This is a genomic window from Clostridium sp. MT-14, assembly GCF_042436595.1.
Classification (GTDB): Bacteria; Bacillota; Clostridia; order Clostridiales; family Clostridiaceae; genus Clostridium_B; species Clostridium_B aromativorans.
In genome coordinates, this window is the sequence record NZ_JBHMIY010000026.1 from 1 (window position 1) to 16561 (window position 16561).

Sequence of the window (16561 nt, forward strand, 5' to 3'; positions counted from 1 at the left end):
GTAAAAGTGGCAGATGCAATGTATGCACAGGGAATATACTAATTAGCTTTTCAGAGATTTGAAATTAAACAGTTTATGAATGATTAAAAAGAAACAGATTCAAATTTATTGAATTTGTTTCTTTCTTATATATGTAACATACAATTACTCTAGTTTATGTTACACCTATTCATAAATGAATAGAAAAAGTTATAAATGAATAGAACGTCAAGTGTGAAATTGTAATAATACATGATAAAAGAGTATTCAAATTTGAATAAGGACACAGGACAAAATCAATAAGTCAGGTATTAGATGGACTAAGATGTACAAAATTAGAAGACTATTAAGAAATTGGCAGTATTAGCGGTGATAGTGTTGGGATAGATAATTTTTCAAAATTTGGCATAGAGGTTGCTTTAAATAATATTGTGAATGCATTGAAAATTTATGAAATTAAAATAAGAGTTCCAATAAAAGATTTGAAAGGAGTACCAAGTTATGAGCGATGAAGGTATAAAATTAAAGGAACCCACTAATGAGTTAAAGAGAATATTACCTTTAAGATCTTTAGTATTTTATGGAATAGCAATGATTATACCCATGACGATTTTTACTACCTATGGTATTGCAACCACAAGAACGCATGGAATGGTATCGTTCACTTATACAATTGCTACAATAGGGATGGCTTTTACGGCATTTAGTTATTCAAAAATGGTTAAAAAATATCCTATGGCAGGATCAGCTTACACATATGTATCTAAATCCATGAATCCCTATGTTGGATTTTTTGGAGGATGGGTGCTTTTGCTTGCATATATGGTTTTGCCGATGCTGAATTATGTTGTAATGGGAATTTATTTTTCAAACTTGATACCTCAGATTCCTGCATCAGTATTTATTGTAGCCGCAATAATTGTTGTTACATGGGTGAATTACCGGGGTATAAAACTTGCTACAATTGTAGATACCGTTCTTGTATTGCTTCAGTTAGTGTTTTTGGCTGTATTTTTCATTATGGTAATCAAATATATTTTAAGGGGAGGAGGAACTGGTACACTGGTGGATTCTAAAGCTTATTTCAATCCTACAGAATTTTTTAAACCAGGTGTTGGCATGCCTGCTATATTATCCGGCGCATCTATGTTGGCACTTTCTTTCCTCGGATTTGATGCTATTGCCACTTTAAGTGAAGAGGCAATTAATCCTGAAAAAAATGTTGGCAAGGCTATCATAATAGCATGTGTTGGTGCAGGATGTGGTTTTATAATTGCAATGTATTTTCTGCAGCTTGCCTGGCCGAATGCATTTTTTGAAATAGCTAATAAAGATTCTGCAGCAGTTGAATTAATAACTAGGGTCACCCACTCCATGGGAATGAAGATTTTTTTCACTGCTACTTTTGGTGCAGGACTTTTTATATCATCATTAACGGGAGTTGCCTCAGGCGCAAGAATACTTTATGGTATGGGTAAAAATGGAATATTGCCACATAGGATATTTGGGAAAGTACACCCCAAATATAAAACGCCTATGTACAGTATTTTAATAATGGGGTTGCTTGGCTTAATAGCAATAGTTATTTCATTGGAAAATGTTACGGCAACAGTAAACTTTGGTTCGCTGCTTGCGTTTGTTTTTGTTAATTTGTCGGTTGTGGCTCAATATTTTATTAGAGATAATAAGAAAAAGGGTATGGATATTATAAAATATCTGATTGCACCTCTTTGTGGAGCGCTTATATGTTTTTTCATTTGGGCAAAGGTGGATACGCCATCCAAAATAGTTGGTTTTAGCTGGATAATATTGGGGCTGGCTTATTTAGCCATTAAGACAAAGTTTTTCAGAGAATTGCCACCTGAAATAATGGAATAGGTTTATAGGATGGAAGTATTAATCGATTAGGGAAGGGATTTGAAAGATGGAAGTCATAAAAACAAAAAATCCAAGATTTACAATTAGATTTGCAGTACCAGGGGAAGCTGAAATGGTTTTGGAGTTTATGAGAAAGCTCGGTGCGTATCAGAAAATGTCTGATAAGATTACAGCTACTGAAGAAGATATTTATAAATTATTGTCAGATAAAAAAGGCGGAGCGATTTTTGGAGATTATGATGGAAAAACTGTAGCATTTATCTATTTTTGCCGTAACTCTTCAGCCTTCATAGGGCAGGCAGGTATTTATATAGACGGATTCTATGTTGATGAGACTATGAGATTTAAGGGATTGGGAAAAATTATGATGTCTTTTATGTCTAGATTTGCAATTGAATCAGACTGCAGGAGATTGGAGTGGGGATGCCTAAATTGGAATACTCCATCTATTAAATTTTATAAAGATAGGGGAGCCGTGGCTGTTGATACCATGACTGTGTATAGGCTTCCTCCAGACAAGCTAAAGGAAAATGCGGCTCTATTTTAGTAATAAGATATAGTTTAAAAATTTTATATAAATAAAAAACTTATTACAGAGTTTTAAAATAAATAGATAAGGAGAAGTGTTAAAAATGTTTAGATTAGTACCTGATATTTATAAATTTGATACAGCGGAAGAATTTATGAAATCTTTTCATATTGGTAAAGGGGACTGCATAGTAACAAATGAATTTTTATACAAGCCTTTTTTAGAAAAATATGATGAGGGTGCAGACAGCATATTTCAAGAAAAATATGGTGCTGGTGAACCCTCCGATGAAATGATAAATGCTATAATTAAAGACATAGGAGACAAAAAATACAATAGAATTATTGCTGTTGGTGGAGGAACTGTAATAGATATATCTAAGATACTTAGTCTTAAATATACCGATGATTCCCTGGATTTATTTGATGGGAAAGCTCCTTTGGTAAAAGATAAAGAATTAATTATTGTACCTACTACTTGCGGCACGGGCTCTGAAGTTACCAATGTATCTGTTGCTGAACTTAAGAGCAAACATACAAAGAAAGGTATAGCTTCTGATGAACTATATGCCAGCCATGCAGTACTTGTGCCTGAAATGGTGAAGGGGCTGCCATATAAATTTTTTGTGACGAGTTCTGTTGATGCATTAATACATGCGACAGAATCCTATGTGTCACCAAAAGCCAACTCATATACTAAAATGTTTAGTGTAAAGGCAATAGAATTAATTTTGAATGGATATATTAAGATAGTTGACAGAGGAGAAAGTTATAGGACTGAAATAATTGATGATTTTGTACTGGGAAGTAATTATGCGGGCATAGCTTTTGGAAATGCAGGGTGTGGTGCTGTTCATGCTCTTTCATATCCTATTGGAGGTAACTATCATGTGCCTCATGGAGAAGCAAATTATTTATTTTTTACAGAAATATTTAAAACCTATTATAAAAAGAATCCTGATGGTAATATAAGAAATATAAATAAAATGCTTATTAACATATTGGGATGTGATGGAAACAATGTATATGACAGCCTGTCAGGACTTTTGGATAAACTTCTTCCAAGGAAAAAATTGAGGGAGTATGGAATGAAGAAAGAGGAAATTGAAATTTTTACAGATCAAGTAATTGAAGGACAACAAAGATTGCTGATAAATAATTATGAACCCCTATCAAGAGAGGATATAATAAACATATACAGAAGATTATATTAGTATAATTAAAGTTATGAGCATGTTGGGTTCAGGATGTCATTATTTTTATTAGGTATAAAATAAGCATAGGTATCTATCACATCAGTGGTAGACATCTATGCTTATCTTTTAGATATAATCCCCATTTTACACAGATTTTAGTAATACCCTCTTATGTAGAATTAAAATTTTATTTCTTTAGAATTTTCTCCTGTTAAATCTGAAACTGTTGCTGTACCGTGTTCAATATAGAATATTTTAAAAATAGGATTATCTGAAGATTTGTATAATTTTTTTACCAGTTCTGACGAATTTAATACCAATTCTTTTTTGTCCTTATCATCGGAAAATATAACTTTTCCACTTATTCTTCCTGTGATCATATCCTTTGATGTGGTGCTGTATTCAATATACGGTGATTCGACTAGTTGTTTATAAACTTTCTTTGTGCTGTTAGTACAGAAATAGAGCTTACCTTCATCCCAGGTCATAAATCCAAAGGGCCTTACTCTGGGTTTTCCATTATCCACAGTTGCCAGGAATCCAAATCCATTTTCTTTAAAAAGTTTTATTATCTCGTCCATTTAATTTTCCTCCTTGATTTTTTATTTATTATAAATATAATATAATCATATGTTTAATATTACAAGTACGCATATTTATATTACATAGTCATATAATATAGACTATTATGAAAGGACAAGGATTTGAATTGAATGATAAAATTAAATTTTGTCCTGTATCTTCGACTCAAAATGTATTAATGGGAAAATGGAAACTGCCGATTTTATGGGCTCTTCATAATAAGACAATGCGTTTTAATCAGCTTCAAAAGTTGATGACCACTATTTCCAGGGGAGTACTCACGCAGCAGTTAAGAGAACTTGAACGTGACAAACTTGTAAATAGAAAGGTATATAGAGAAGTGCCGCCTAGAGTAGAATATTCTTTAACGGAAATCGGCAGAAGCTTTATTCCTGTAATGATTGAAATTATAAAGTGGGGAACAGAATATATTAAAAAAACTAAAAAATGCAGTATGGATGTTTGTATATTGAATGGATTTCCATGTGAAGAGTGCTATAGAAGTGTTACTGGTATATCGTGCAGAACAAAGGATATTCACTAAAATACTTCAGCTGAGAAAATTTTATTGCAAAGACGGGAACGGGTATAGATTTCTCACAAATCTGTATCCGTTTCCCAGTAAAATTGAGGTTTGGTTATACTCCATGTTTTGTGGAGTGTTTTTTGCTGTTCCTATTATGATTTTTTGCTTCCTCCGTAATAGGGGTGTTTCCCCTGGATTTTTTAATTCTGGTCTTTTTACTGTCCGGCTGGCTGTCCTTTGACATTTTCATCACCTCTCTCTATATCAATCCTGCATCTTTCTTTCCTGTTTTGGCCTTGCCCTGGATTTCAGGTATAGGTTTTTCCCTGTTTTTTTTGAACTTGGTTTTTCTATTGCTTTCAGTTCCATGGGGCTGTTTTGGATCTGGTCTTCTCATCCCTGCTTTAGCCATTTAATATCCTCCTAAACTTTTAAAATATATATTATTTTTTACACAATTTCAATATGGTATGCATATTTTTTGTAATTAAATTTAAGTAATATTATTTGAACAAAATTGAAAAGATATATATGGATAAAATCATGAAAGAGAGGCGAAATGTTTATGAGGAAAAAATTTACCAGATTGGTAAGTACATTCATTTTTACGGTATTTTTTATGTCATTTGCAAATATTGCAGAAATACCACGGGTGTATTCCCAGGAGGTTTTTAATTCCACAAATAGTGAATCATACCTCAAAATAGATTCCAAGAAAAAGGCTAAAATGCCTAAGAGGTTCAGGAAAACCACGGATAATGTGGATAAAAAAGATGTAAATCTAAAAGGATTATCCACGTTAAATGCTTCGGGAAGTGCACAGTTTACAGGAAATAACATAAAAATGATGAAAGAACAGATAGGTAATGCTCCCATAGCTGTAGTTGACCTGAGACAGGAATCCCACGGCTTCATAAATGATCTGGCAGTGAGCTGGGTAGGTGAAGACAATAATAAAGCCAATAAGGGACTGAGTAGAGAAAAGGTTTTGAAAGATGAAAGTAAAAAACTCAAGAGTATTGTGTTGAATGAAGAAATTGATATTGACGGGAAAGAAATAGTTCCCGCTAAAGTTCAAAGCGAGAAAGAACTGGTAGAAGAAAATGGCATGACCTACATTAGAATACCTGTTACGGACAATGAAAGACCTGCAGATGAAATGGTGGATTATTTTATAAAGGTAGTTAAAAATATGCCCAAGAATACCTGGTATCATTTCCACTGCAAAGCCGGAATTGGAAGAACTACAACTTTTATGGCCATGTATGATATGATGAAAAATTCCAAGGAGGTCAGTCTTGAAGATATAATGGAAAGGCAGGTGCTTCTGGGAGGTAAGAATCTTTTAAAGCCCATCTATAAACCTGAAAGTTTTTCCGGGGAAAGATCTGAATTTATAAAAAAATTCTATGAGTATACGAAAGAGAACAAGGACGATTTCAATACCACCTGGTCACAATGGCTAAAGGCCGGCGAAAGCTGATGAGGGAAAAAGCTTTCTATGATAAAATCCAAATATCATAGAAAGCTTTTTAATCATAATAACGTTCTTTTTTATTTGTAACGAAAAATGTTTACAATATTTAAACTTAATTAATCAATATAACACCTTATTGTAACAATAGAGCTATATAGTAAATAAATAAAGTTTGTAGAAACGGAGTTTATTTATGGATATGGAGCTTAATATAAATTCAGCAAAATGCAGAAGCTGTTATTTTGACAATTTAAAAATTCTTCTAATCACTTTAGTAGTAGTTGGGCATACCATTGAGCCATTGATTGGTTCAAATCCTAATATAAAATTAATATATAATTTTATATATTCCTTTCATATGCCTCTATTTGTTTTTATTTCAGGCTATTTTTCAAAGAATATCAGCAGTGATAAAAAGTTTTTTTCAAAAATCACCGGTATTCTTATGTATTATATCATTTTTCAATTATTATACTGTCTATTCAATATCTATGTGCTTAAAGAGGAAAATTTTAAAATCACTTTTGTCAATCCGTACTGGATTACATGGTATCTTCTTTCACTTGTTATATGGAGTCTTATACTGCCTTATTTTTCTAAAATAAAGTATTCAGTTATAATAACGCTTGTTATTTCCATATTAAGCGGATACGATAATAATATTGGATACTATTTGAGCTTATCGAGAACTATAACCTTTTTTCCATATTTTTTAATGGGTTACTTCTGCAAAGAATATCATATAGATACTGTGAGGAAATATATCAGAAAAAAATATGCTGTTTTAGGCTTGCTAATTGTTTTCCTGCTGATATATCTGTTAAACGATAAGATCGATTATAGATGGTTCTATGGCAGTTATTCCTATTCACAGTTAGACAGCTTAAATTATCCTGAATATATAATGCGTATATTTACATATTTTATAGCTGTAACTATATCTACTATTGTTTTAATTTTAATTCCGGATAAAAACCTGCTTTTTACAAAATTAGGCTCCAGGACCATAGCTGTATATGGATTTCACGGGTTCATTATTAAAATACTGGTTAAATACAATTTTTTTAATTATGTAGATTCTCTTATAAGTGAAGTGTCCATTATTATACTCTCGCTGCTTATTGTAATGCTGCTTTCTTCTCAATTTATGAATAAGATTACTAAAATAATAATTCACCCCAAGTTTTTTGAACAGATAAACTTGAGCAAAATTTAACGCGGGATTTACCATTAGTCAACATACTTGTTTATTTCATGTTTCCATATTAAATATCCCAGGCCGTTTAAGTGAGTTCCATCATAAGTATATTCACCTGACAGCTTATCATATTTTACAAATCTATCAAATAGATCTATGTATATAATTTTATTGCTGCTCAGTTTTTGCAGTTCATTGTTTAAAAATCTTACATCCTTGTTGGATTTAATATTGTTGTTTGGCAGGATACTTTCAATATAGATAATTGTATCTGGAGAATCAGTCCGTATTTTGTTTAAGATCTTTTTATAATTACTTAATATGTATGCTGGATCCTGCTTGTGCAAAAGATCGTTAATTCCTATCATCAAAAATATTTTTTGGGGATGCCCTCTGGTAATTGTGTTTAATCTATTTAGAATACCGCTCGTAGTGTCTCCATCGATACCTCTGTTTTTTATATTGGGATTATTGAATAATTCCCCCCACTGGGATCTGTTTGTAAGGCTGTCTCCTAAAAATACAATATCTCTACCGTTTATGTTCAAAGTTTCAAATTGGCTCTGTTTTGCCAAATAGTAAGCATTTTTTATAAAATTTTTATTTGTATTCTCCCTCTGAAAAACCTGAATTCTGTGATTTTTATAAATTGTAAATATACCAGAAAATATGAAAAATATGTTCAATAATATAGATATAAAACATATGATATTCTTTTTTTTCACCGCTGTGCCTCCGAATTGATATCCATATTGATTACATAACTTAAAAAATTTACTTTTTATAGTATATCTAATATATGAGTGAATGTCCAATATATTTTAGAAGGTCAGTAAAAGTATTTATGGCTGTAAAAGATAATTAGATGATCTGCTCCATAGATATGCTATAATATATGTAATTAAATGAAAATATATTTTTCTATATAAGGAGATTTTTAGATGTCTTATAAGGATTGTATTAAAATTTGGAGAAAAGGTATAAGTGAAGATTTACTTGATAGATTTTTTCTTAAATTCACGTATGCATCCAATAAAATAGAAAATAATGAAACCAGATTAAGGGATGTTGAAACTATTTTTAAAGGAGAAAAAGTCACAGATTTCAAGGGAGATAAGAAAACACTTGTAGAAATAGAAAACCATAGAGAGCTGTGTAAAAACATCCTGGAATTAAGTAAAAAATATAATTCAAAACTATCAATTGATTTGATTAAAAAAGTTCATTATTCATTAATGAAGGACTGTTTTTCAGAAAAACTGCTGGGTAAAGGCGAAAAACCTGGAGAATTTAAAAAGGGCGATTATATAGTAGGTCTGCATGATGTAGGGGTAGCACCTGAGGAGGTGGAAGAAAACCTTGATTCACTGATTAAGGAAATCAATGAAGTGAAAATAGATGAAGATAATGCTTTAGTGGTAGTGGGATATTTTCACTGCTGGTTTGAGACCATACATCCATTTGCTGATGGAAATGGAAGGACCGGCAGAATGCTGGTCAATTATCTTCTTATGGGAAATGACTTTCCGCCAGTAGTTTTATTTGAAAGCGACAGAGAAGAGTATTATCTTGCCCTGGAATATTTTAATGAAACACAGGAAATATCCAAAATGGTTAATTTTTTGGAAGATGAAGCTTATAAGACCTGGATTAAAGACTATAATGTTAAATTAAAAGATTTAAAAGACTTTCTAGATTAAATTAAAAGCGAAAAAATGAGAAATGTTGTGAAGTCAGGGCAAACGCATGAGTAAATAAATTGTAAACATGGCTGGAATTAAGGGTTTAGGGCTTTCTTTAAGTCAGTTATTATAGTATGATAATTCATATAAATTTATATGGGGTATGCTGCTATGATAAAAAATAAAATGATAGATTATTTTGGGATTATAACAGATCAGAGACAGAAAGCAAAAATTAAGCACAAGCTGACAGATATATTATTTATATCTGTAGTTGGTACGTTGGCAAACTGCGATAGCTGGGTTGCCATAGAAGATTTTGTGAATGACAGGAGTGAATTTTTCAAGAAATATCTTTCTTTGTCTTATGGTATACCTTCTCATGATACCATACAGAGAGTTTTTGAATGGATTGATCCAAAAGAATTCCGGGATACTTTCATGAAATGGATAGGAGAAATATCAGCAAGCCTAAAAGGATCCATCATAGCAATTGATGGTAAAACAGCATGTGGGGCACGTAATTCTGGTGAGGAAAAATCACCAATCCATATAGTTAGTGCCTGGGCAAGCAAATATAGAATAGTCATAGGCCAGGTTAAAACTGACGAGAAAAGCAATGAAATAACAGCATTCCAGAACTTTTAAAACTGCTTGATATAAATGGATGCATTAAAAGCAGGGGTATAAAACATTCTTACAGTAAAAAAGGATACCCTTATGACAATGCACCGATGGAATCATTTCATGCTTCACTTAAGAAAGAGGAACCAAGGATGAACAAATATATTGATCTCGAAGATGCAAAAATATCAATATTTGAATATATTGAAGGCTGGTACGACAGAAAAAGAATACACAGCAGGATTGGATATATTACTCCACAGGAATGTGAAGATATTGAAAGAAAGAAATCAGCTGTCTGATAAAAGAATCAATTACAGCAATTAAATTTTCAATCAGCTTTAAAGATAAATATATTCGCTCTAAATATATGTCAAGGACAAGCCATGGGCTTGCTCTGTATATCCTTGATATATATTTGGATTGAATTAAAATAGTTAAGGGCTATTTGAAAATTAAAATATATTCAGTTCAAAAATTCAAAAAATGTGTCTACTTTATTGACATAGATCCATAATTATTTGTATCCAGGATTGTAGTCAAAGCCGCTGGCACTGACGTCAAGCTGGTAACTTCTGGTGGTAAACTGCAATTTCGTGTACTGTGACTTACTCAATAAGCTAACCGCACTGTCAGGTATAACTCCTGCTCCGCCATAAACCAATTCTTTAGTATATTTACTGGAGTCGGTATACTCTTTCTGCTTTGCCACGTCTACATTGTTTACCAGTATCAGGGGTGCATTTTTCTGTGCTGACAGTGCATAATCAGAAAGAGCATCCGCAAAACCACTGCCACTTGCAAAAGTCACCGTATCAGAATCCATGCCGAACTGTTTTGCTATATTTAGGGAAGTTTCATAATGATCCCATAATAATCCATGCTCTGATGAAATAGAAGCGTTAATTTATCAGAGCAGATGGTAAATTGAATAGGTAAAATATGTTTGCTGAAATTAAACAATATAAGTCCATAAGATTAAATAAGCTGCGGATTCAGGAAATATTAAACATAAACTATAAGACAATAAAAAGTATTGGGAGATGTAATCGGAGCAATATGTATGGTTAGCTGAGGTATCGTGAAGAATATTTAAATCAGTCGGTGCTTTGTGTACATATTTCAAGTCTTTCATAAATTCTTTTTTATCCTTGGAAGCCATATATTTAATTGAATTCTTTAATTTATTTAAGAATATTGTCCCAAATCTAACATTTTGTTATACAAAAATAATGAGTATAGATTTGGTTTTACACAAATCCATACTCATTCCCGAATCCTTTTATGATATATTGGTATTAGATTATATAGTTCTTTATATGTTTTTTTACATAGTCATTTGGTATAATACTATTTAACAAATTGCCTGTAAAATATTGGTTAAATACTTTCCTTATATCATTATCTTCTTGTAAAGATTGAGGATCAAATTCAACTGTTCCTATATATTTTTTAATTGAATTCCATTCCTCTAAGCTTAAAGTATTTCCATAAAAGTTTACAACATAATCTAAAAACAGATCATAATATTTTCGCGATGTACAGTTCCTTAATCCAGCTTTAGTTTGCACATTCTCTACACCAAAGTGTTCACACCTGCACCAATAAAATCCGTCTTTAGAATCATTAATTTGCATTTTTTTACGCATTGATGATTCCAAATTTATAATCTCTTTATTCCTTGGACGATATAGATATTTATATTGGAATTTATGATCTCCACCTTTATCCAGTCTTTTTAACACAAATGTTGTGTTAACCTTTTGGACACCAAAATCCCCATAAATTCCATAAGCTAAAAATTGTGAACTGATCTTTGTCGCATTTGCACCAACTGATGCATCCTCCATAGCTGCCATTACATCAAAACCTTTTATTGGACTGAAATATAAGTGGTTCTTTTTAAACTTATCCTCGATAGCATCTACAATTTGAGAACTTCCCACAAATTATCTCCCCTTAATTGACATAAATTTAAATTAACTTTAGTTATATTACCTACTTGAAAAATACTTAATTCCTCCATTTTGTAAAATATTTGTAATACATATTTCTTGGAAAGTACATTATTAATAATACCATAGCTTAGTTTATAAGTCAATATAAATTTATAAACTTATTTAGATTTAGATATTTGATTTAATTTTACATCTAAAAACCCAATTAACATCTCTAACTTATTTTTTAATTTATTTAATATTTCTTCATCATCATTTATTAAAATTTGATTAGTTATGTTTTTAATTAAATAATCTATATTATTATCCAATGATTCAGTATTATTACAATTATAATCTTTAGGTGCATTTAATACTCTGATTTCAAATAGTCTTGATGGTTTGCTGGTTAACTCTTTAAATCCTCTATTATGATATAATTCTTTTGAGAAGGCACTTAATTCTCTTCCAGGTGATTTTAATTCATTATTTGATACTAGAGTTATTGTTATTTTATCTGATTTTATATCTCCATCTGTAATATTTATCTGTTTTTTCCCTTTGAAACGCTGATTAAAAATTTCAATACTCTCTTTTATAGCTTTATCTCTGGAATTTTCTAAAAAGTTTATTCCATTTTTACTTGGAAATGCCAAGCTAAGTTCCATTTCATATTTAAACATAAAATCAACCTCCTAATTTGTTTGTATGATTTAATTATAATACTTTAAGTTGAATTTGTAAAGTAATAAACTTAATTTAAAGTAAATTTTATCTGTTTCTCTATAATAAGAATTGGAGTTGTTACCATCTCCCATACTTATACGGAGGATGATTATATAAAGTCTACATTTCATATAGTAATACTTATCCCCAACTTTAGGAAGTTGGGAGTATTAATAATAATAGCACCCAGGTGAGTTTATAAAAATCTTCATCTTATATCTGCTTTACATAAAAAATGTACTTTCCATAATCTAAAATAAATGGACAAACTGTTAATAAAGTATTACGATATAGAAAACGATGAAAATAAAAACTTTAAAAAGGAGCAAAGGATAAGATGAATAGAAAGAAAGTAGTTAGCTTACTGTTAACTTTAGGAATATTAGCTACACCACTTGTGGTACCACAGTATGCTACAGGAAATCTAAATAACAAGGTTTATGCATATGACGGCACTATACAAAATGGAAATAAGGTGCAAAAAGAGCCTTTGCAGACAGACACAGGACTAGTTGGAGATAGCATTGTAGCAGAAGACAAATTGTCTGAGTCCTCAACCTATGACGAGCTTATGGCTTCACCATATAAAGTAGAAATGCCTGATAGTTTTTTAACTAAGGAAAGTAATGGTCAGGTTGCTGGAATAGATATGGAAAAATTAAATGTAGATGGTAAGATATATCACTACCAATTTAGTTTTGGAACAACTTTATGTAACCGGTTTATTGAAGTAAGAAAAATGTATGTAGGCGAACAGGGTGCAATAATTAGGGTTTATTCAATGGTATCTTTCTTAGATTCAGACCATAAATTTAACCAATATTCAATCGGTTCGTCAGCAACATCAGATTATAATTTGTATCCATATTTAGTAAAGTACACTACTAACAATGTAGACCTTATGAATCCAAAGCCATTTATAGATAGAAATATTCATATAAATAATGATGGCAAGTATGTAGATGTAGACGGTAAGGTTGTTAAGCCAGATTCTAATGGATATTATGAAGCTTATTCAGATAGAATACACTCAGCAGTAAATACAGTCCATATAGGTACTACAAACGAAGATAGTGGCTTTGTGCATTACGGAACTATAACGGGTGATGAGCCAACTAATTTTAGCAATTCCACATATGACCCAAGTAAGTATGATGAATTCGGGCATTTAAAAAGTGGTTCAGGGGACACACCAACTACTCCTACCAATCCAACAAATCCTAATTTTAAAAGAATAGACGTAACCCGAATAGCTGGACAAGATAGAAAGGAAACTGCAACTAATATAGCTAGTAGCTTTATAAATGAGACTAAGCCAAAGACAATAATTGTGGCATACGGTTATAACTATGCAGATGCACTTGCAGGAGCACCACTCGCTAGACAGTTAAATGCCCCCATAGTATTGGTTGGTGCATATCAAGATAGTGGAAATGTGTTGAAGTATGTAAAGAGCGCACTTGCAAACAACGGAAATATCGTACTTCTCGGAGGTACAGGTGTAGTACCAGATAGTTTCAAAGAATGGTTTATTGCGAACGGTGTAGACGCTTCTCATATAACGAGATATGGTGGTGCAGACAGGTTTGAAACTGCAAGCAAGATAGTAAATGCTGTAACAGCTTCGTCAACTGCCCCTATATTTATAGCCAGTGGGGAGAATTTTCCAGATGCACTTTCGGCATCTTCTGTGGCAGCTGCAAGGGGATACAGGATATTCCTTACTACAGCCAATAATGAGTCTGCTTACCTTAGCAATTACCTTTCAAAGAATAAGCCATCAAAGGTTTATTTACTCGGTGGAAGCGGGGTAATCAGCACAGAGCAAGAATCGGCAATTGCTACCCAGTTAGGAAATAAAGATAGTGTAAAAAGGCTCGGTGGGGCAATCCGATATGAAACCTCACAGGCAATTGCAAATGAATTTAAAGATGGTGTGACAAACGCCATAATCGTAAATGGTGAGGATTACCCGGATGCAATATCGGGAAGTGTTCTGGCAATGAGAACTCCTTCAATCACTCTGCTTACTCCATCCGATAATCTATCTGGAATAAAGAATTTCCTTGCAGACAATGATACAATAACTAGTGGTTTATTGTTGGGAGGAACCGGGGTACTTCCAGACAGTGTGAAAACCTCCCTCTCCAAGTAATGTATGTTATCTAATATACAGCCAATAAATATACCGGATGCTTTTTATAGCTGGTATATTTATACTACAAAAGTTTTTATTCATTGTGTTTTACATTTTCCACTATAAATTCCATAAAGGTGTACGGTGCCACTACTTTTACTGCGGGATTTTTGTTCAGCTGCTTTACAACTTTGTCTATGTCACTCATGCTTTTACTCCAGGCATGCACGTATACGAAGGTGTATGCCTCAGGTCTGCTTGTATCCGTGCAGCCGTTTTTTATGTAGCCGTTTATATCCCTTACCAGATCTTCATTTTCCTCTATTTTGGACCAGAGCAGATTTCTGCAGGAAACTATGGGTTTGCCGTGGCTCCATACTATTTCACCCTTGTAATCATCCTGCCTGTGGTAATTCAAATAGAATATGCCCTGGATATTTGAGCAGGCGGTGTATTTATCCCAGAGATCCCTGTTATAGAGGGAGCAGTTGTCTAAAACGGACACGTATTTTTGATCCGAGTTTTTCATGTAGTTGTTTAATCTTTTCAAAAAAGGCTTCAGGGAATCTGTTTTGAATTCACTGGGATACATGTATCCGTTTCCGGAAGGTGATACAATGAAGTAGTTTTTAAAGGTATTTGAAGAGGCATTTTTATAATAGGCCTTTAAAACAGTTGGTGCCAGTTCATACAGGGACGGACTTATGCTGAAGCCCATGTTGAAGCTGCCCCTTTCAGGTGAACCGTACCATTTGGAAGAGCCGAAATTGCTTCCAAGATTCCACTGCTGATTGTCTCCGTCTGACATAATGAAGGTCACATAGTGGGTGTTTTTTGAAGCTGAATTTTTTGTGGAATCTGATCCATTTTTTTGAATTAGAGGAGAAGAGGGAAAAGCGCTCAACACCGTCAGATTATAGGACCAGTCTGCAGGAACCAGGCTCACTCCGTTTTTGGAAGCTGTACTTATGTTACCCTTTTCGTCAGGACCCCATCCAAGACATGTGGAGTCACTTTCCATGGATTCAAATACCTTGTTTCTCAGGGAGAAATCCTTCGGGTCATCTTCATAAAATACCAGGGATCTGCTCATTATACCGTAATCTCTGAGGGCGGAATCTCTTCCGGGGGACAGCTCAATTACCGTTGAATGATTCAGCCCCCTATTCCATAGGTTATCGTAGGCCCAGTATTTATCGGTGTTTCTGCAGTCCTGCTGCATTTTTATACCCATATTTTTGACTTTGGTTTCAAGGGATTTGTCTACAGCTATGGAATCTTTTAAAGCTGCCAGGGAACAGGCGTTGTTTATGGAAGGATCTTTCTTGGAGGAGTTGTCGTAGAGTACATAGCCTTTTACAAAGCTTTTAAATTTATCCAGCAGGTACCAGGGATCCTCCACCATGCTGTAATTGACACCGTAATTTTCTTTTAGATCCTCCAGCCATATTCTATAATCCGGCTGATTTTTATTTAAAGTATATATCTGGGAATCGGATTTATTTGATATTACCCCCTGCAGTGTGGCTATCATGGTATTTTCAGCGGAACTTAAATCGTTCTGCTGTATTACGTAGAGATATTTAGGTGTTCTGGAATTTTTTACATAGTATTGATGGGCTGAAAAGGCATTTGCATCTGTACAGATTAAGGTGCTTAAAAAAATAAAAATAATTCCTAGGATCAGATTCTTTAATTTCATATGGATTCACCTCCTGATCTTAGTATGTGGTTTTTTATATAATTTATTGTACTTTCTCTGGGCATGAAATTAAAAAAATAAATATAAAAACTATTGACAATAAATTTTTTATATTCTATCATATAAAATAAGTTTAAAATTAAATAGATGCTAAAATGCTAAGAAGAGGATTAGTAGGTATGATACCTTTTTAAGAGAAGAAAATGCAAGGTGGAAGTTTTCAAAAGAGCCATACTGAACCTGCCTTAGAGCTCTGTACTGAAACAGTAGTAGGATACAGCGGTAATTGCCGTTAAGATTGTAAGTAAGTGAGTATGTTTGATATTTGAATATATTAAAGCAGGGTGGTACCGCCGAATGTAACCTCGGTCCCTTTATGGGATGGGAGG

General features: G+C 32.9%; 17 protein-coding genes, 1 pseudogene and 1 other annotated feature. Of the genes and pseudogenes, 10 read left to right on the top strand and 8 right to left on the bottom strand.

Features of this window, described 5'->3' with window-relative positions:
* Positions 1–480 precede the first annotated feature (480 nt).
* From ACFHWD_RS15445 to ACFHWD_RS15455, 3 genes are all read left to right on the top strand, one after another.
* Entirely contained in the window at positions 481–1857 is a 1377-nt protein-coding gene (locus ACFHWD_RS15445; protein ID WP_378062649.1) for an APC family permease, read from the top strand.
* A gap of 46 nt (positions 1858–1903) precedes the next feature.
* A complete protein-coding gene (locus ACFHWD_RS15450; protein ID WP_150358442.1) occupies positions 1904–2404 on the top strand; it encodes a GNAT family N-acetyltransferase in 501 nt (166 codons plus the stop codon).
* A gap of 85 nt (positions 2405–2489) precedes the next feature.
* Positions 2490–3599 (top strand): 4-hydroxybutyrate dehydrogenase, encoded by a 1110-nt coding sequence (locus ACFHWD_RS15455; protein WP_378062650.1) that lies wholly within the window; start codon positions 2490–2492, stop codon positions 3597–3599.
* 161 nt (positions 3600–3760) lie between these two features.
* Here the strand turns inward: ACFHWD_RS15455 and ACFHWD_RS15460 are convergent, their stop codons facing one another.
* Positions 3761–4162 carry a pyridoxamine 5'-phosphate oxidase family protein gene (locus tag ACFHWD_RS15460; RefSeq protein WP_378062651.1) on the bottom strand — a complete coding sequence of 134 codons (402 nt, stop codon included), beginning with the start codon at positions 4160–4162 and terminating at the stop codon, positions 3761–3763.
* Between the two features lie 128 nt (positions 4163–4290).
* On the opposite strand from ACFHWD_RS15460, the gene ACFHWD_RS15465 reads away from it, so the two are divergent.
* Positions 4291–4707, top strand: a complete 417-nt coding sequence (locus tag ACFHWD_RS15465) for a winged helix-turn-helix transcriptional regulator (protein WP_378062652.1) — start codon at positions 4291–4293, stop codon at positions 4705–4707.
* Positions 4708–4801: 94 nt separating this feature from the next.
* On the opposite strand, the gene ACFHWD_RS15470 is transcribed toward ACFHWD_RS15465, so the two are convergent.
* Positions 4802–4933 (bottom strand): hypothetical protein, encoded by a 132-nt coding sequence (locus tag ACFHWD_RS15470; RefSeq protein WP_378062653.1) that lies wholly within the window; start codon positions 4931–4933, stop codon positions 4802–4804.
* Positions 4934–4948: 15 nt separating this feature from the next.
* Positions 4949–5101, bottom strand: coding sequence for a hypothetical protein (locus tag ACFHWD_RS15475; protein ID WP_179978407.1), 153 nt, complete (start codon positions 5099–5101; stop codon positions 4949–4951).
* Positions 5102–5254: 153 nt separating this feature from the next.
* On the opposite strand from ACFHWD_RS15475, the gene ACFHWD_RS15480 reads away from it, so the two are divergent.
* Together ACFHWD_RS15480 and ACFHWD_RS15485 are read left to right on the top strand one after the other, a co-directional pair.
* Positions 5255–6172, top strand: coding sequence for a dual specificity protein phosphatase family protein (locus ACFHWD_RS15480; RefSeq protein ID WP_179978408.1), 918 nt, complete (start codon positions 5255–5257; stop codon positions 6170–6172).
* 187 nt (positions 6173–6359) lie between these two features.
* Entirely contained in the window at positions 6360–7382 is a 1023-nt protein-coding gene (locus ACFHWD_RS15485; RefSeq protein WP_229981349.1) for an acyltransferase family protein, read from the top strand.
* Positions 7383–7396: 14 nt separating this feature from the next.
* Here ACFHWD_RS15485 and ACFHWD_RS15490 read toward each other — a convergent pair whose 3' ends face one another.
* Positions 7397–8089 carry a GDSL-type esterase/lipase family protein gene (locus ACFHWD_RS15490; RefSeq protein WP_179978409.1) on the bottom strand — a complete coding sequence of 231 codons (693 nt, stop codon included), beginning with the start codon at positions 8087–8089 and terminating at the stop codon, positions 7397–7399.
* Between the two features lie 216 nt (positions 8090–8305).
* Between ACFHWD_RS15490 and ACFHWD_RS15495 the strand changes: the two genes are divergently transcribed.
* The 3 genes and pseudogenes from ACFHWD_RS15495 to ACFHWD_RS15505 all read left to right on the top strand — a co-directional run.
* Positions 8306–9064 (top strand): Fic family protein, encoded by a 759-nt coding sequence (locus tag ACFHWD_RS15495; RefSeq protein ID WP_150358436.1) that lies wholly within the window; start codon positions 8306–8308, stop codon positions 9062–9064.
* Between the two features lie 153 nt (positions 9065–9217).
* A complete protein-coding gene (locus ACFHWD_RS15500; RefSeq protein ID WP_190972252.1) occupies positions 9218–9694 on the top strand; it encodes an ISAs1 family transposase in 477 nt (158 codons plus the stop codon).
* 38 nt (positions 9695–9732) lie between these two features.
* Positions 9733–9972 (top strand): annotated as a pseudogene (locus tag ACFHWD_RS15505) (integrase core domain-containing protein); the annotation flags it as partial.
* Between the two features lie 215 nt (positions 9973–10187).
* On the opposite strand, the gene ACFHWD_RS15510 reads toward ACFHWD_RS15505, so the two are convergent.
* From ACFHWD_RS15510 to ACFHWD_RS15520, 3 genes are all read right to left on the bottom strand, one after another.
* Positions 10188–10577, bottom strand: coding sequence for a cell wall-binding repeat-containing protein (locus ACFHWD_RS15510; RefSeq protein ID WP_326839075.1), 390 nt, complete (start codon positions 10575–10577; stop codon positions 10188–10190).
* 391 nt (positions 10578–10968) lie between these two features.
* Positions 10969–11616 carry a hypothetical protein gene (locus ACFHWD_RS15515; protein WP_150358432.1) on the bottom strand — a complete coding sequence of 216 codons (648 nt, stop codon included), beginning with the start codon at positions 11614–11616 and terminating at the stop codon, positions 10969–10971.
* 170 nt (positions 11617–11786) lie between these two features.
* The gene (locus ACFHWD_RS15520; protein ID WP_179978412.1) at positions 11787–12290 is read right to left on the bottom strand and encodes a hypothetical protein; all 504 of its coding nucleotides are present in this window, start codon (positions 12288–12290) and stop codon (positions 11787–11789) included.
* A gap of 380 nt (positions 12291–12670) precedes the next feature.
* Here ACFHWD_RS15520 and ACFHWD_RS15525 point away from each other — a divergent pair, with 380 nt between their 5' ends.
* Positions 12671–14488, top strand: coding sequence for a cell wall-binding repeat-containing protein (locus tag ACFHWD_RS15525; protein ID WP_150358818.1), 1818 nt, complete (start codon positions 12671–12673; stop codon positions 14486–14488).
* A 76-nt stretch (positions 14489–14564) separates the two neighbouring features.
* On the opposite strand, the gene ACFHWD_RS15530 is transcribed toward ACFHWD_RS15525, so the two are convergent.
* Positions 14565–16172: a GxGYxYP domain-containing protein gene (locus tag ACFHWD_RS15530; RefSeq protein ID WP_179978413.1), complete on the bottom strand. Its 1608-nt coding sequence runs from the start codon at positions 16170–16172 to the stop codon at positions 14565–14567.
* Positions 16173–16323: 151 nt separating this feature from the next.
* Positions 16324–16549: a binding site (T-box leader), on the top strand.
* The last annotated feature ends 12 nt before the right edge of the window (positions 16550–16561 follow it).

What these genes read in the sequence shown, in the direction of transcription:
- ACFHWD_RS15450 (WP_150358442.1), top strand. Translation starts at nt 1,904, where the DNA reads ATGGAAGTCATAAAAACAAAAAATCCAAGATTTACAATTAGATTTGCA.
- ACFHWD_RS15520 (WP_179978412.1), bottom strand. Translation starts at nt 12,290, where the DNA reads ATGTTTAAATATGAAATGGAACTTAGCTTGGCATTTCCAAGTAAAAAT.
- ACFHWD_RS15480 (WP_179978408.1), top strand. Translation starts at nt 5,255, where the DNA reads ATGAGGAAAAAATTTACCAGATTGGTAAGTACATTCATTTTTACGGTA.
- ACFHWD_RS15445 (WP_378062649.1), top strand. Translation starts at nt 481, where the DNA reads ATGAGCGATGAAGGTATAAAATTAAAGGAACCCACTAATGAGTTAAAG.
- ACFHWD_RS15525 (WP_150358818.1), top strand. Translation starts at nt 12,671, where the DNA reads ATGAATAGAAAGAAAGTAGTTAGCTTACTGTTAACTTTAGGAATATTA.
- ACFHWD_RS15475 (WP_179978407.1), bottom strand. Translation starts at nt 5,101, where the DNA reads ATGGCTAAAGCAGGGATGAGAAGACCAGATCCAAAACAGCCCCATGGA.
- ACFHWD_RS15470 (WP_378062653.1), bottom strand. Translation starts at nt 4,933, where the DNA reads ATGTCAAAGGACAGCCAGCCGGACAGTAAAAAGACCAGAATTAAAAAA.
- ACFHWD_RS15530 (WP_179978413.1), bottom strand. Translation starts at nt 16,172, where the DNA reads ATGAAATTAAAGAATCTGATCCTAGGAATTATTTTTATTTTTTTAAGC.
- ACFHWD_RS15500 (WP_190972252.1), top strand. Translation starts at nt 9,218, where the DNA reads ATGATAAAAAATAAAATGATAGATTATTTTGGGATTATAACAGATCAG.
- ACFHWD_RS15460 (WP_378062651.1), bottom strand. Translation starts at nt 4,162, where the DNA reads ATGGACGAGATAATAAAACTTTTTAAAGAAAATGGATTTGGATTCCTG.
- ACFHWD_RS15455 (WP_378062650.1), top strand. Translation starts at nt 2,490, where the DNA reads ATGTTTAGATTAGTACCTGATATTTATAAATTTGATACAGCGGAAGAA.
- ACFHWD_RS15495 (WP_150358436.1), top strand. Translation starts at nt 8,306, where the DNA reads ATGTCTTATAAGGATTGTATTAAAATTTGGAGAAAAGGTATAAGTGAA.
- ACFHWD_RS15485 (WP_229981349.1), top strand. Translation starts at nt 6,360, where the DNA reads ATGGATATGGAGCTTAATATAAATTCAGCAAAATGCAGAAGCTGTTAT.